At 65.9% G+C, this 16,471-nt stretch carries 3 protein-coding genes; all 3 read left to right on the forward strand.

Annotated elements, in window-relative coordinates; genetic code table 11:
- The first annotated feature begins 205 nt into the window (after window positions 1-205).
- Window positions 206-1,612 carry a serine hydrolase domain-containing protein gene (locus ACFWPK_RS19540; protein WP_378917663.1) on the forward strand — a complete coding sequence of 469 codons (1,407 nt, stop codon included), beginning with the start codon at window positions 206-208 and terminating at the stop codon, window positions 1,610-1,612.
- A 561-nt stretch (window positions 1,613-2,173) separates the two neighbouring features.
- On the forward strand, window positions 2,174-15,724 hold the full coding sequence (locus ACFWPK_RS19545) for an amino acid adenylation domain-containing protein (protein ID WP_378917665.1): 13,551 nt from the start codon (window positions 2,174-2,176) through the stop codon (window positions 15,722-15,724).
- Window positions 15,721-16,437, forward strand: coding sequence for a DUF6875 domain-containing protein (locus ACFWPK_RS19550; RefSeq protein ID WP_378917668.1), 717 nt, complete (start codon window positions 15,721-15,723; stop codon window positions 16,435-16,437). The genes ACFWPK_RS19545 and ACFWPK_RS19550 overlap by 4 nt, the downstream gene beginning before the upstream one ends.
- The last annotated feature ends 34 nt before the right edge of the window (window positions 16,438-16,471 follow it).

Genomic DNA, 16,471 nt, shown 5'->3' on the forward strand with positions numbered 1-16,471 from the left:
GGAGGAGCGAAACGATGTGGAACTGGGGAAAATCCGTCGCAGAACACGCGACTGCTGCCGCATGGACGAGCTGGCCGCCAGCCGATACACGACCGACCGTCGTGGACCCTCCGGCGTGGGGTCGGTCGGCCGACGAGGCCGGTGGTGCCGAATCGAGTGGGAAGAAGTGAGCAGGCCGCGATGCTCCATGCCATAGTTGCCCGGTTTGCTGATCAATGCTCTACCCGATTTTGTCTGGAGCGGAGTTAGAGTTGCACCGCGCCACCTGACCCCTCCTGAGCAAAACGCCGATCGGAGAGTTATGGGACACCGGACGAGTATCGCAGTGTTCGTCGCGACCGCGGGTTTGTTCATCGCCGCGGGCTGCGGGACCTCGCCGGATTCCGGCGGCAGCGCCACGCGCACGCCGAGTGGCTCGCAGGCCGAGCCCGCGTACGCCACCACCCTCAGGCCGGTAATTACCCAACTGATGAAGGACAACGTCATTCCAGGCGCCGTCGTGGTCGTCAAATCGCCGAAGGACGGCGACTGGACCGAGACATTCGGCACCCGAGTCATCGGTGCGAACGACCCCATGACGGTGGACGACTACTTCCGCATCGCCAGTAACACCAAGACCATGACGTCGACGGTCATCCTGCAGTTGGTGCAGGAGGGCAAGCTCGCGCTCGAGGACCCGATCGCCAAATATTGGCCGGGTGTGCCGAACGGGGATCGCATCACCATCGCTCAGCTCTCCGAAATGCGAAGCGGGCTATACAGTTACACATTCGACCCGCAATTCAATGCCATGCTCGACAGTGACCCGAACAAGGTGTGGACACCGGAGGAGTTGCTCGCGATCGCCTTCTCGCACCCTGTTAATTTTGCACCGGGGGAGAAATTCGATTACAGCAATACCAACATCATTCTGCTCGGCCTTGTCATCGAGAAGATCACGAAAATGTCGGCCGCCGAGAATTTCCAGAAGCGGATCTTCGAACCGCTGGGCCTGAAGCACACCTCGCTGCCCGCGGCGGAGGACCACACGATCCCCGATCCGCACCCGCAGGGTTACGCGTTCGGCACCAATGTCTCCACCATCGATACCTACGCCCTGCCGCCCGCGGAACAAGCCGCCGCGGTTGCAGGCACGCTGCAACCCAGCAACGCGACCGACGAGAGCCCGTCGTGGACGTGGACCGCCGGTGCCGCGATATCGACGGTCGATGACATGGCCACGTATGTGCGGGCACTCGTCGACGGTGGTTTGCTGGATGAGAAGACGCAACGAGTTCGTATGGACAGCATCCAGCCGATCGATCCGGCCGCCCCCGATGTCGCTGGTTACGGTCTCGGAATCGTCCGATTCGGTCTACATCTGTTCGGACACGACGGTCAGATGCCCGGGTTCATGACCTTCATGGGCCATGACCCCGAATCGGACCTCACGATCGTGGTGGCCACGAACCTCGCGACGGTGCCGTCGGGCGAGGGGTCGGCACTGGTGCTGGTCAAAGCCATGCTGCCGGTCTTCTACGGTGCGGATGCGGTGCCGGGCGACCCGGCCGCGCCGAGCACCGGCGCGACGACCACGCCCAGCCCGGCCGGACCGACCACTACGGGCCGATGACGTTCCAGCGGGCCTGCGCAAAACAGGTGCGAGCAGGATTCGGAGGTGTCGGTCCGCACATCGGCCCCGAGCCCGTTGTGTACTGGAGATGAATTGCGGAGTAACAACGATCCAAGGATTTCCCTGCTGGAAAGGCTCGAGGTGAGATCCTGGAAGCTTCGAAGCTGTATACCTGCCAGGAAAGGTGGTTCTCGATGTCTGATGACTCTGCTCTGCCTCAGGTTGCTTCATGGCTGAATACAACGGTCAACGGCGAGGATCTGTCCATGCAAGGGGCATACTCGCGCGGATGACACCGAGGTTCGCCGTCGAAACCACCGGCGGATAATCCCGGTCACAATCCAGTGCCGCGACAGCGGAATGGACGCCCATCAGCGCGTCCCGGCGGGTCCGGACCGCCTAACCATCGCAGGTGACCTGATCCACGACGACGACGCCGCGCGCCTGCGCCTGATCCAGCCGACGACGTTTCGCATGAGAAGGCAACCTGGATCGTCGGTGATCGAGCTGATTCACGATGTCCCCGCTTCGATATGAGCATCTCGACCGAAGGGGTAATTGATGAACGCATCGGCAACTCCGATCGGCAACAGTGGCGCTGCTAGTCCTCGCAGCACGCGGCCGTTCCCGTTGTCGTCCGGGCAGGCCGATATCTGGACCGCGCAACGTCTGGCTCCCGAAGTCCCCTTGGCGGTGGCGCATTATGTGGAAATCCACGGCGAACTCGATATCGCGTTGCTCGACCGGGCTGCTCGCCGATGCGCGGCCGAGACACAGAGCCCGCACCTGCGCATGGCCGGCTGTGGGGATCAGCCCGGACAGGTTGTCGATCTGGATGCGCCGTTCGAGCTCGAACAGCTGGATTTGCGCGATACCGACGATCCGCAGGCAGCCGCGCACGCGTGGATGCGGACGGACTCCTGCACGCCCATCGACATCGGGCGCGATCGGCTCATTCGACTTGTGCTGCTGCGTACCGGGGAGACGGAGATCTTCTGGTACTGCCGAATGCACCACATCGCCATCGACGGCTACGGCGCGACCATATTGATCGCGCGCACGGCGGAGTTGTACAACGCGGCGCTGGCAGGCATCGAACCTGGTTCGCCGATGGCGGCCGACCTGTACGACATCTACGAGGGGGAGCTGGCGTACCGGCGATCCGAGCGCTTCACCGAGGACCAGCGCTACTGGCGAACTCAATTCCCGGTGCCGCCTGTGCCTTTCGGTCTCAGTACGCGGATTGCCCCCGCGAGCGCACACCGCATCGTCGAGTCGGCGGAGCTCGATGCGGCGACACGTGGCCTGTGCGATGCGGCCAAGCAGCGCCACGATGTGTCACGGCCCGCGCTGCTGGTGGCAGCGTTGGCGGGGTATCTGGCCGGGGTCACCGGACGCGACGAGGTGCTGTTCAGCCTGCCGGTGGCGGCGCGCACCACCGAAGCGCTACGCACGTCGGCGGGTTTCGTATCCAATGTGGTGCCGCTGCGGGTGCTCGTCGATGCCGAGGAGCCGGTGCTCAAGCTGGTGGGGCACGCGCGCGAACAGCTGAGCGCCGCCCTGGCCCATCAGTGCTACCGGCACGAGGATATTCGGCGCGATTGGGGGTCGACGGCCGGTCGGCGCGGCTTCTACGGCCCGATGATCAACATGATGCTGTTTCCCAACGAGCTCCGGCTCGGTTCGGCGGTCGCAGCGGTACACGTCCTGTCCACCGGTCCGGTGGAAGACCTGTCCATCAATGTCTACAACGCCCCTGACGGCGGGTTGACGCTGGATTTCGAGGCCAATCCGGATCGCTACTCAGCCGAGGACCTCGCGGTACACCACCGGCGCTTCCTCGGATACTTCGCTCGGTTCCTCGCCGCGGGAGTAGACGACGCGGTCGCGACAGTGGCCATCTCCGATGACGCGGAGCGGCGAAAATTGCTGGCAGGCTGGCAGGCGACTGCCGTGGACCTGGTGCCCAGCACGCTGCCGGAGCTGTTCGCCGCGCAGGTCGCCCGCACGCCCGACGCGGTAGCGCTGTCATTCGACGGCAGGCGAATGACGTATGCCGAGCTGGACGTCCAGTCCAATCGGCTCGCGCGGGTGCTCATCGAGGCGGGTGCCGGACCGGAGTCGATTGTCGCGCTGGCGATCCCGCGCTGCCTGGAACTCGTCGTCGGCATGTACGCGATCGTGAAGACCGGCGCCGCATACCTGCCCGTGGATCCAGAACATCCGGCCGATCGCACCGAATTCGTGTTGGCGGCCGCGAATCCGATCTGTGTGCTGACGGTGCGCCGACATCCGGTGGAGCTACCTACGCACCTGCGGCAGCTGGAGATAGACCACATCGAGCGCAGCGCCGCGGACAGCCGGGCGAGCTCGGCACCCATCACCGACGCTGACAGGCGTCTTCGGCTGCGGCCGGATCACCCCGCCTACCTGATCTTCACCTCCGGCTCGACCGGAAAGCCCAACGGCGTCGCCGTCACCCACGCCGCGATCGACAACCGGCTGCGCTGGATGCAGCATCGCTATCGGCTCGGCGCCGACGATGTGGTGGTGCAGAAGTCTCCGGCGGGGTTCGACGTGTCGGTATGGGAGTTCTTCTGGCCGTTGCAGGTCGGCGCGCGTCTGGTGCTGGCCGCACCGGGCGGGCATCGCGATCCGGCCTCTCTGCGGACATTGTTCGCCCACGAAGGCGTCACCACGGCCCATTTCGTGCCATCGATGCTGGCGGTGTTCGTCGCAGACCGCCCGACCCGTGCGGGTGCGCTGCGGCGTGTGCTGTGCAGCGGTGAGGCGTTGCCCGCGGAGACGGTGCGGCTGTTCCGTGCGGCATATCCGGGCGTGGAGTTGCACAATCTGTACGGCCCGACCGAGGCGGCGGTGGACGTCACATCGTGGGAATGCGAGGGCGATGCCACGGTGGTGCCGATCGGCGCGCCGGTGTGGAACACCACGGTGTACGTGCTCGATGCCGAGCTGCGGCCGGTCCCGGTCGGCGCGGCGGGGGAGCTCTACTTGGCCGGTGTGCAGTTGGCGCGCGGCTACCTGGGCCGTCCGGCGCTGACGGCGGGCCGGTTCGTGGCCAACCCCTACGGCCCTGGCACGCGGCTCTACCGCACCGGAGACTTGGCTCGGTGGCGCGGCGACGGGAATCTGGAGTACCTGGGCCGCACCGACTTCCAGGTGAAGGTCCGCGGCCTGCGGATCGAACTCGGCGAGATCGAGTCCGCTCTGGTGGCGCACGAATCGATCACTCAGGCGGTCTGCCTGGCCAGGCCGACCGCGCACGGCGGTGACGAATTGGTCGGCTATGTCGTCGCGGCTGCGGGACAGACGGTCGATGTCCGTGCGGTGCGGGTGGCGCTGGGACGGACACTGCCGGAGTACATGGTTCCGCGCACCGTCGTGGTGCTCGACGCGATGCCGCTGGGACCCAACGGAAAGATCGACCGCGATGCGCTGCCCGCGCCGCGATACGAAACGCAAGGCAGCGCCCGAGCCCCGCGCACCGAAATGGAACACCTGCTGCTGGAGGTGTTCGTCGAGGTGCTCGGCCGCGCCGAGGCGAAGCTCGGCATCGATGACAGCTTCTTCGATATGGGTGGCGATTCGCTCGTCGCTGCACGCGCGGTGGCGCGGATCAATGCCGCACTGCCACAAGCGGGAATCGCGCTGGGTGACCTGTTCGAGGCGCCGACCGTTGCCGACTTGGCCGCCCGGCTGGGCATGAAGTCCACCAACGGCGACGGCCCCCGGGCGACGTCGTTGCTCTCGTACGTCCGGGCTCAGGCGCGTCCGGAGGTGTTGCCGCTGTCGTACGCGCAACAGCGGCTGTGGATTCTCAACCGGTTCGATCGCTCCTCGGCGATGTACAACATGCCGCTGGCGATCCGGCTGACCGGTGCGCTCGAGCCGACGGTGCTGCACGCGGCGCTCGCCGATGTGGTGCGCAGGCACGAGAGTCTGCGCACCACATTCGTCGACTCCGGGGACGCGAACCCGAGCCAGGTCATCGGCTCGGCCGAGGACGCGGCGGCGCGGCTGTCGGATGAACTGACAGCGGTCGCGGTAGCGCCGGAGGGTGTCGACGCACAGCTGGTGGCGGACGCGTCGACCGGCTTCGACCTGGCCGTGGAGCCACCGATCCGGGCGGCCCTCTACCGAACGCAACCGCACGAACATGTCCTGACGGTGGTGTTGCACCACATCGCCTGCGACGGTTGGTCGTTCGAGCCGCTGGCCCGGGATCTGGTGACCGCTTTCGACGCTCGCCGGCGCGGGGTCGCGCCCGATTGGTCGCCACTTCCGGCGCATTACGCGGATTACGCGCTGTGGCAGCGGGACACGCTCGGCAGCGCGGACGAACCCGACAGCCCGATGCGCCGACAACTCGACTACTGGAGCGCCACCCTCGCCGACCTACCGGAACAACTCGATCTCCCCACCGACCGTTCACGCCCGAGGGTGCCCTCGCATCGCGGCGGCACACACGCGTTCGGCATCGACGCTGACACTCGCCGCGGGATGGCTGAGCTGGCCGCCGACAGCGGGGCGAGTGTGTTCATGGTGGCGCACGCCGCGCTGGCGATACTGTTGGCGCGGCTGAGCGCGACCACCGATGTCGTGATCGGTACACCGGTCGCGGGCCGCGGCGAGGCAGCACTCGACGAGCTGGTCGGCATGTTCGTGAACACGGTGGTGCTGCGCACCGAGATCGATCCGAGCGCCGGGTTCGACGCCGTGCTCGGTCAGATCCGCGACCGCGATCTGGACGCCTTCGCCAATGCCGACCTCCCGTTCGAGCGCGTGGTCGAGGAGCTCGATCCGGAACGCTCCCCGGCACGTCATCCGCTGTTCCAGGTCATGCTGTCGTATCAGCGGACCCCCGATCTCAGCACGGTCGAGCTGCCGGGTCTGCGCGCGAGGATCGAGGCGATCACCACCGGCATCACGAAATACGATCTGCAGCTGACCATCACCGAAACCTCCGGCGCGATGCGAGCGGAATTCGGCTACGCGACTGATCTTTTCGACGACCAGACGATCGCCGCCCTAGCCCGCCGGTTCACCGCGATCCTGGCCGCGGTGATCACGACCCCCGGTCGTGCGGTCGGCGATCTGCCATTGCTCGACGCGGTCGAGTGGGCCGACCTGTGTCCGGTCGTGTCCGGTCCGGCCGAGCCGCCCGCGACATCGGCCGCGCTGTTGACCGCGGCGGTCGAGCGTGCCCGAGCTGCGACGGCCGTGCGGTTCCGGGGTGTCGACCTGTCCTACGGCGAACTCGATGAGCGCTCCAACCGCCTGGCGCGGGTGCTGATCGCCGAGGGTGTCGGTGCCGAGCAGGTGGTCGCGGTGGCGCTGCCGCGGTCCGTCGAGGCCATCACCTCGATCTGGGCCGTCGCCAAGACCGGCGCGGCCTATCTGCCGATCGACCCTAAGTACCCGGCCGCGCGGATCGAAGCGATGATCGCCGACGCGGGCGTCCGGATCGGTCTGACCGATACCGGCCATCGGGAGGTGCTTCCCGCCGAGGTGCACTGGCTGCCGATCGACTCGCCGCACCTCGAAAAGCAGTGTGCCGCGGTGTCGGCCGCAGCGGTCGAAGTCGCGGAGTTGACCGCTACCCCCCAGCTGGACCACCCGGCGTACCTGATCTACACATCGGGATCGACGGGACGCCCGAAGGCCGTGGTGGTGACCCATCGCGGATTGGCTTGTCTGGGGACCGAACTCGCGCAGCGGTTCGGACTGGGTGCGGGCACTCGATCGCTGCACTTCTCCTCGCCCAGCTTCGATGCGTCGGTCTTCGAGTTGTTGCCTGCCTTCCTGTCGGGTGCGACGGTGATCATCGCGCCCGACGACGTCTACGGCGGTGTCGAGCTGACCCGGCTGCTGTCCGTGGAACAGGTGGACTGCGCCTTCATCACCCCGGCGGCGCTGGCGACACTCGACCCGACCGGGCTCGACAACCTCGGCGTGATCGCGGTCGGTGGCGACGAGTGCGGGCCGGAACTGGTTGCCGCGTGGGCGAGTTCGAGCCGTGCGGTGTTCAACGCCTACGGTCCGACCGAAACCACCGTCGCGGCCACGGTGAGCGCTCCGATGCGCGCGGGTGAGCAGGTGAGTATCGGCAGCGCGGTGCGCGGCATGCAGATGCTGGTGCTCGATAGCCGGCTGCACCCGGTTCCGGTCGGGGTACCCGGTGAGCTGTATCTGGCCGGGCCCGGGGTGGCGCGTGGGTACCACGGCCGACCGTCGCTGAGCGCGAGCCGGTTCGTCGCCGATCCCTATGCCCTCCCCGGTGCGCAGGGTGTGCGGATGTATCGCACCGGTGACCTGGTATGCCTGGATGCGCACCGTAGGCTGCGGTTCCTCGGCCGGGTCGATGATCAGGTGCAGGTTCGCGGCTACCGCGTCGAAGTACGCGAGATCGACGCGACGCTGCTCACCCACCCATCGGTCACCTTCGCTCGCACCGTGGTCCATCGCGATATCACTGTCGGGCCCAGGCTCGTGTCCTATGTCTCGGTGACATCACCCATAGCGTCCGGGGAACTGGTTGCGCTGGTGCGCGACTCGCTGCCCTCCTACATGGTGCCTGCCGCGGTGGTTGTCCTGGACCGCATCCCACTCACCCCGGTGGGCAAGCTGGATCACGCCGCGTTGCCGGATCCGGTGTTCAGCGACAACTCCGTATTCCGCGCGCCCGCAACGCCGTTCGAGCACATGATCGCCGACGTGTTCGCCGAGGTACTGGGTGTGGAACGCGTCGGTGCCGACGATTCGTTTTTCGCTCTCGGTGGCAACAGCCTGGTCGCGACCCGGATCGCCGCTCGCCTCGGCGCGATGCTCGGCACCGAGGTTCCGGTACGGCTGCTGTTCGAAGCACCAACGGTCGCGGCACTGGCAGCGCGACTCGCGGAGCACGCCGGGCCAGGACGACTCCGTCCACCTTTGGTCGCCGGACCACGCCCGGAGTTCGTTCCCCTTGCACCCGCGCAGCAGCGAATGTGGTTCCTCAACCAATACGACACGGACTCGGCGGCTTACAATGTGCCGATCGCGATCCGCCTTCGCGGCGAGTTGAACATCGGGGCCCTGCGATCAGCCATCGTCGACGTGCTGTGCCGACACGAATCCCTGCGAACCCGATACCCCGAACGTGACGGGGCGCTCGTCCAACTGATCGAGCCCGCCGACAAGGTAGACCTCGAGCTGACCCCGACACCGGTTCACGCGAACAAGGTCACCACGGCGGTCACCGAGTTCAGCGCTGAGCGCGTCGACGTGACAACTCGGGTGCCGGTACGCATTCGATTGTTCCGCGTCGACACCAGCGAGGCACCGGACCACATGCTGGCCGTCGTCGTGCATCACATTGCCGCTGACGGCTTTTCGATGACACCACTGGTCCGCGACATCACCACCGCCTACACCGCCCGCAGCCACGGAAAAGCCCCGTCATGGACACCACTGCCGATCCAGTACGCGGACTACGCACTGTGGCAACAAACCACCCTCGGCTCACCCGAGGACCCGAACTCACTATCCACCGAACAGATCCGATACTGGACCGAGACCCTGGACGGTATGGCCGAAGAGCTGTGCCTGCCGGGCGACCGACCCCGCCCCGCAGCGGCATCCCATCGAGGCGCCACCACGAGCTACACGCTGGATCCGGAGCTGCTGGGGGCACTGAAAAGACTTGCGTACCAATATAGTTCGTCGCTGTTCATGGTCGTCCACAGCACGCTGGCGGTGCTGTTCGCTCGACTGAGCCGCACCGGCGATATCGCGATCGGCACGCCCATCGCCGGACGTGGCGCGGCCGCGCTCGACGATGCGGTCGGCATGTTCGTCAATACGCTGGTGCTGCGGACCGAAATCGACCTCGGCGAGTCGTTCACCGACCTGCTCGATCGCGTCCGGCAGATCGACCTCGATGCCTTCGCCAACGCGGATGTCCCGTTCGAACAATTGGTGACGACACTGGCTCCTGAACGATCCCGATCCCGCCACCCACTGTTCCAAGTGATGCTGGTATTCCAGAACCTGGCTCGAGCGAAACTCGACCTACCGGATCTCGACGCGTCCATAGTCGACCTTCCCGGCGAAGTATCCCCTTTCGACCTGCAGATCGTGCTGTCGGACAACCATGAGAACACCGGCATGACAGCAGCTTTCACCTACGCCACCGACCTGTTCGATACCGCGACGATCGAATCGTTCATACGCCGATGGATCCGGATACTCGAAGCGGTCAGCGCCGACCCGACAACACCCGTCGGCGCCATCGAAATACTGGAACCCGCCGAACGAACCGCCCTGCTACTCCGCCCGGAAACACTCGCAACACCACCGGTCGTACTGGCCGATCTGCTGACTGCCGCGGTTATCCAGAACCCCGACGCCACCGCCATCGTGTTCGCCGACCAGCACCTGACCTACCGAGAACTCGACCAACGATCCAACCAGCTCGCCCGCGTCCTGATCCACCTCGGTGCAGGACCGGAATCATTGGTGGCCATAGCACTACCGCGCTCCATCGACTTGGTGCTCGCGATATGGGCGACCGCCAAATCCGGAGCAGCATTCCTTCCCCTCGACCCGACCCACCCCACCGAACGCATCACCCACACGCTCACCGACTCCGGCGCCACCATCGGACTGACACTCGAGGCACACCGCGGCCGACTTCAGGGCACAACCATGTGGCTGGTCCTCGACGACCCCGCCCACATCGCTACGGCAGCATCGGCATCCACCGCGTCGATCACCGACCCCGAACGCATGGCCCCACTGCGCCCACAACACCCGGCCTACCTTATCTACACCTCCGGCACCACCGGCGTGCCCAAAGGCGTTACCGTGACCCATTCCGGACTCGCCAACCTCGCCGCCGCGCACCGGGACGCGCTGCGCATCGAATCCGGTTCGCGCGCTCTGTATTTGGCATCGCCCAGCTTCGACGTTTCGGTGGCGGAGTTGTTGTCGGCGGTGGGTGCGACCATGGTGATCGCACCCAGCGATACCTACGGCGGTGACGAACTCGGCGAACTGCTCGACCGCGAGCGCATCAGCCATCTCCTCATCACGCCTTCGGCGTTGTCCACCATCGACCACACCCGATGGCCGCTGACGGATTTGCGATACCTCGTGGTCGGTGGCGAGGTCATCGGCACCGAGTTGGTCGAGCGCTGGTGCGGCGGGCGCAATATGTTCAACGAGTACGGGGCTACCGAGGCCACCGTCGTCGCGACGCTGACCGCCCCATTGGTGGCGGGGGAGCCGGTGACGATCGGCGGCCCGATTCGCGGTGTCTCGCAGTGGGTGCTGGATCAGCGGCTCAACCCTGTCCCGGTGGGTGTGGCGGGGGAGTTGTATATCGCGGGTGCTGTGCTGGCCCGTGGTTACCATCGTCGGGCCGGTCTGACAGCAGGGCGTTTCGTCGCGTGCCCCTGGATGCCCGCCGAGCGAATGTATCGCACCGGGGACATGGTCCGGTGCACGCCCGACGGAGCGATCCAGCATCTCGGACGGTCCGATTGCCAAGTGAAGATTCGTGGTCTGCGTATCGAACTCGGCGAGATCGATGCCACGCTCGCCGCGCACGAGACCGTCGGTTTCGCCACCACCATCGGCCACCGCAACGGTTCCGAGACCGATTCGCTGGTTTCCTATGTCGTTGCCGCGCCTGGTCATTCGATCGATACCGCGGTGTTGACCGAGCACGTCGCCGGTCGATTGCCCTCCAATATGGTTCCCTCCGCGATCATGGTCCTCGATCATGTTCCGTTGACACCGGTGGGCAAGCTGGATCGTGCGGCATTGCCGGATCCGGTGTTCACCGACAAGGCCGTGTTCCGCGCACCCGGAACCCCGCTCGAGCACACGATCGCCGACTTGTTCGCCGAGGTTCTGGGTGTGGACCGCGTCGGCGCCGAGGACTCCTTCTTCGCTCTCGGCGGCAACAGCCTGATCGCGACCAGGATCGCCGCCCGACTCGCAGCGATTGTGGACACCGAGGTCCCGGCGCGACTGCTGTTCGAAGCATCAACGGTCGCAGCACTGGCAGCGCGACTTGAGGAGCACGCCGGGACGGGACGACACCATCGCGCATTGGTCGCCGGACCACGCCCCCACCTTGTGCCACTGGCACCCGCACAACAGCGCATGTGGTTCCTCAACCAATACGACACGGACTCAGGCGCCTACAACGTGCCGATCGCGATCCGGATACGCGGCGAAGTGAACATCGAGGCGCTCCGAGCGGCCATGGTCGACGTGCTGGACAGGCACGAGTCCCTGCGCACCAGGTATCCCGAACACGACGGGATGCTGATCCAGCTGATCGAACCCGTCGATGAGGTAGATCTCGAGCTCACCCCGATGCCGGTTCCGCGAAGCCGGTTGTCCACGACGATCATCGAGCTGGTCACTCGGGGTTTCGATGTGAGCGCTCAGGTACCGGTGCGTGCTCGATTATTCCGCGCCGACACCGCCGAGACACCCGAATACGTCTTGGCCGTCGTGGTGCACCACATTGCCGCAGACGGCTTTTCGATGACACCACTGGCCCGCGACATCACCACGGCCTACACCGCCCGGGTCCACGGACAAGCCCCATCGTGGACACCACTACCGGTCCAATATGCCGACTACGCACTGTGGCAACAAGCCACTCTCGGCTCGCCCGAGGATCCGGAATCACTGTCCGCCGAACAGATCCGATTCTGGACCGAAACCCTGGACGGCTTGGACGAGGAACTGCGCCTGCCGACCGACAGGCCCCGGCCCGCAGCGGCATCCCATCGCGGCGCCACTATCGACCACACGCTGCATCCGGAGCTGGTTCGGGATCTGGAAATGCTTGCGCGCCAATGTGGTTCGTCGTTGTTCATGGTCTTCCACAGCACGCTGGCGGTGCTGTTGGCCCGGTTGTGTGGCGTCGGCGATATCGCGATCGGCACGCCCATCGCCGGACGCGGAGAGGCCGCGCTCGACAATGTCGTCGGCATGTTCGTCAACACGCTGGTGCTGCGGACCGAGATCGACCTCGGCGAGTCGTTCACCGATCTGCTCGACCGTGTCGAACGAGTCGACCTGGATGCCTTTGCCAACGCCGATGTGCCATTCGAGCAACTGGTGGACGTACTGGCACCTGAACGATCCCTGTCCCGTCACCCGCTGTTCCAGGTGATGTTGGTATTCCAGAATCTCGATCAGGTGAACTTGGAACTGCCGGGTCTCGACGTGTCGGTCGTGGCGGATCTTCCCGACGAGGTATCCCGTTTCGATCTTCAGCTCGTACTGTCGGACAACGACGAGCACACCGGTGTGACAGCGTCTTTCACCTACGCCACGGAACTGTTCGACGCCACGACGATCGAGTCGTTCATACACCGATGGATCCGGATACTCGAAGCGGTCACCAGCGACCCGGCATCGCCGGTCGGCGCCATCGAAATACTGGAACCGGCCGAACGAACCGAGCTGATGACCTACGCGGGAGCACCCGCGACAACGCCTGTCGTACTGGCCGATCTGCTGACCGCGGCGCCCGCCCAGAACTCCGATGCCACCGCAGTCGTGTTCGAGAGCCGACACCTGACCTACCAGGAACTCGATGAACGTTCCAACCGGCTGGCCAGGGCCCTGATCGACCTCGGCGCAGGGCCGGAAGTCGTTGTCGCGATTGGTATTCCGCGGTCCGCCGACCTCGTGATCGCGATCTGGGCGACAGCCAAGACCGGCGCAGCTTTCCTCACCCTCGACCCGACTCACCCCGCCGAACGCATCAGCCACACGCTCACCGACTCCGGCGCCACCATCGGACTCGCCGCGACATCCGCGCGCGCGACACTGCCCGATGACATCAGCTGGTGGACAGTGGACGATCTCGACGACACCGCACGCGACACCGAACCGATCACCGCCGACGAACGCACAACCCCACTACAGCCACAACACCCGGCCTACCTCATCTACACCTCGGGCTCCACCGGAACTCCCAAAGGCGTTGTCGTCACGCACACCGGGATAGCGGAGCTGGCCACCGAGACCAGGGAACGATTCGGACTCACTCCGACATCTCGGGTGCTGGCCGCCGCCTCCCCGACGTTCGACGTTTCGATCCTCGAATGGCTCAGCGCCGCTGCCGCCGGAGCCACGCTTGTCCTCGCCCCGCCACCGATAGTCGCGGGCACCGAACTGGCGGAACTGATCGCCACCGAACACGTCACCCACATCGCGCTCACCCCCACAGTGCTCGCGTCGATGTGCCCTGACGGACTCGACACCGTCGAGACCGTCGTCCTCGGCGGCGAGACATGCCCACCAGACCTGGCGGCCCACTGGACACCGGGTCGGACGGTGGTCAACACCTACGGGGCCACCGAGACCACGATCATGGCCTGCGCCGAGGCCCGCTCGACGACACCCGGCCGAGAAATCACGATCGGTGGACCGATCCGCGGGTTCCGCGCCGTCGTGCTCGACCGCCGACTGCGCCCGGTCCCGCCCGGGGTGGTCGGCGAGCTCTACCTGTCCGGACCGGGCCTGGCCCGTGGCTACCACAAGCAGCCCGTAACCACCGCCGCCCGATTCGTCCCCGATCTGTACGGCCCGGCCGGTACCCGGATGTACCGCACCGGCGACCTGGTCACCTGGACCGCTGAACGGACACTGCGGTACAAAGGCCGCAGCGACCTACAGCTCGCGATCCACGGTCACCGCGTCGAACCCGGCGATATCGAAACCGCCCTGCGTAGCCATCGCGATATCGCCAATGCCGCTGTCATCGTCGACACCCGATCCGACGACACCGACCAACTCGTCGGCTACGTCGTTGCCAACCCCGGCGCCACTCTCGACACGACCGTGCTCACCGCCCACCTCGCGGCCTGCCTGCCCACCCACATGATCCCCACCACCATCCACATCCTCGAACAGATACCGGTCACCCCCAGTGGCAAACTCGACTACAAAGCCCTCCCGGCGCTCGACCCGCGACCCTCCCGGTTCCGGCCGCCGTCCACCGCGCTCGAGGCCACCGTCTGCGCCGCCTTCACCCAGACCCTCGACATCGAACGAGCCGGCGTCGATGACAGCTTCTTCGCCCTCGGCGGCAACTCGCTGGCCGCTACCCGATTGGTGGCGCGACTGCGGGCGTCAACTGGTTGCAACGTCGCGGTCCAGTGGATATTCACCGACCCGACACCGCAATTGCTGGCCCGGCGAATCGACGCCTGCCGCCGCGGCCTCGGTGACCAGGACCCCGGCGAGGCACTCTCGATCCTGCTCACGCTGCGCGCGACGGGTACCGGGCCACCACTGTTCTGCATCCACCCCGCCATCGGATTGGCCTGGGGTTTCAGCGGACTGGTCCAGCATCTCGACCCCGAACGTCCCGTATACGGGCTGCAATCCCCAACACTGACCGACCCGGCCGCGCGGTTCGACACGCTCGACCAACTCGCCGCCCGCTACGTGCGGGAGATCCGGTCCGTTCAGCCGCGCGGTCCCTACCACCTGCTCGGCTACTCGCTCGGCGGCACCATTGCCCACGCGATCGCCGTCCAACTCCGGTGCGCCGGAGCCCAAGTCGCGACCCTGGCCATGATGGACACCCATGTCGTCACCGCCGGGAGTGTCCGCCCGCCCACTCCCGCCATCATGGACATGCTCACCGAGTTCGGCGGCCTCGACGACCCGCAGACCCCCGCTGACCTCACGATCGAGGCCGCGACCGAGCTACTGCACCGACGGGGCGGACTCTTCACCGCCCTGACGCCTGAGCATCTCGCGATCCTCCACCACGACTACACCCGGCTCGTCGATCTCACCTGGAGACACCGCCCGGCCCTCTTCGACGGTGACCTGCTCCTGTTCACCGCCATCGAACCGGAAGGCGACGGCCCTGCCGACACCACCGCGATGCGCAACCATATTGCCGGCCACATCACCGACCACCACATTCCCACCCGGCACGAGAACATGACCGACCCCGAGGCGCTCCGCGAGATCGGACTGGCCATCACCGAGCACTGCCATTCCATCCCTACCCATCGCGGCCGACAGTCCGATCTCACCTCGGCAGATAGGCGGCGATCATGAACACCGACGGAATTATCGGGTCGCGCTCCGGCGTGCGGCCGACCAACCTGTTCTCCACCGATCCGGCAATCCTCGGCGCCGAACATCCCCGCGCCGCCGAAATGCGCCGATGGATTCGCGAACATCTGTGCCGAACACATCGTGACCTCGGCCGACCAGGCCCAGTATGCCCCTATATCGGCCGCACCATCGCACAACAAAACCTCTGGGTCTCATTCGTCGAAGGCCGCCACATCAGCCCTCAGGCCATAGCGGCAATCGTCGACGATCTGAACGACCTGTTCCCGGTCATGCCACCCCTGCGCGAACCCGACAACAAACACAAAGCCATCCTCGCGATCTTCCCCGACCTCACCGAATACGCCGACCTCGACGCTGTCCAGGACGAGCAGAAAACCCGGTTCGTCGACAAAGGGCTGATGCTCGGCCAATTCTATCCGGGCTGCACCGCCGCCGGGCTGCACAATCCGAGGTTCCCCGCACTCGATGCGCCCCTGCCCAGCCTGGCCGTGCGCAACATGGTTCCCACCGACTTCCCTTTCCTCGATTCCCGCCACGAATGGATCGATACCTACCTCGGACTCTTCGCCCCCACCATCCCCGGTTTCATCAGCAGTTCCATCGCCGCCAAGCTCGTCGAGACCCCGGCCACCCGCAACAGCTCGGCACTCAGGGGTCTCGGTGGTTCGGATAGCCGTGCAAACGACAAATGATCACGCTCGGACCTCACATAGACCTGCGCCGCAG

It is taken from the genome of Nocardia sp. NPDC058519, assembly GCF_042719755.1.
Lineage (GTDB): Bacteria > Actinomycetota > Actinomycetes > Mycobacteriales > Mycobacteriaceae > Nocardia.

Excerpts from the sequence above, each read along its gene's own strand:
- ACFWPK_RS19545 (WP_378917665.1), top strand. The coding sequence starts at position 2,174 with ATGAACGCATCGGCAACTCCGATCGGCAACAGTGGCGCTGCTAGTCCT.
- ACFWPK_RS19550 (WP_378917668.1), top strand. The coding sequence starts at position 15,721 with ATGAACACCGACGGAATTATCGGGTCGCGCTCCGGCGTGCGGCCGACC.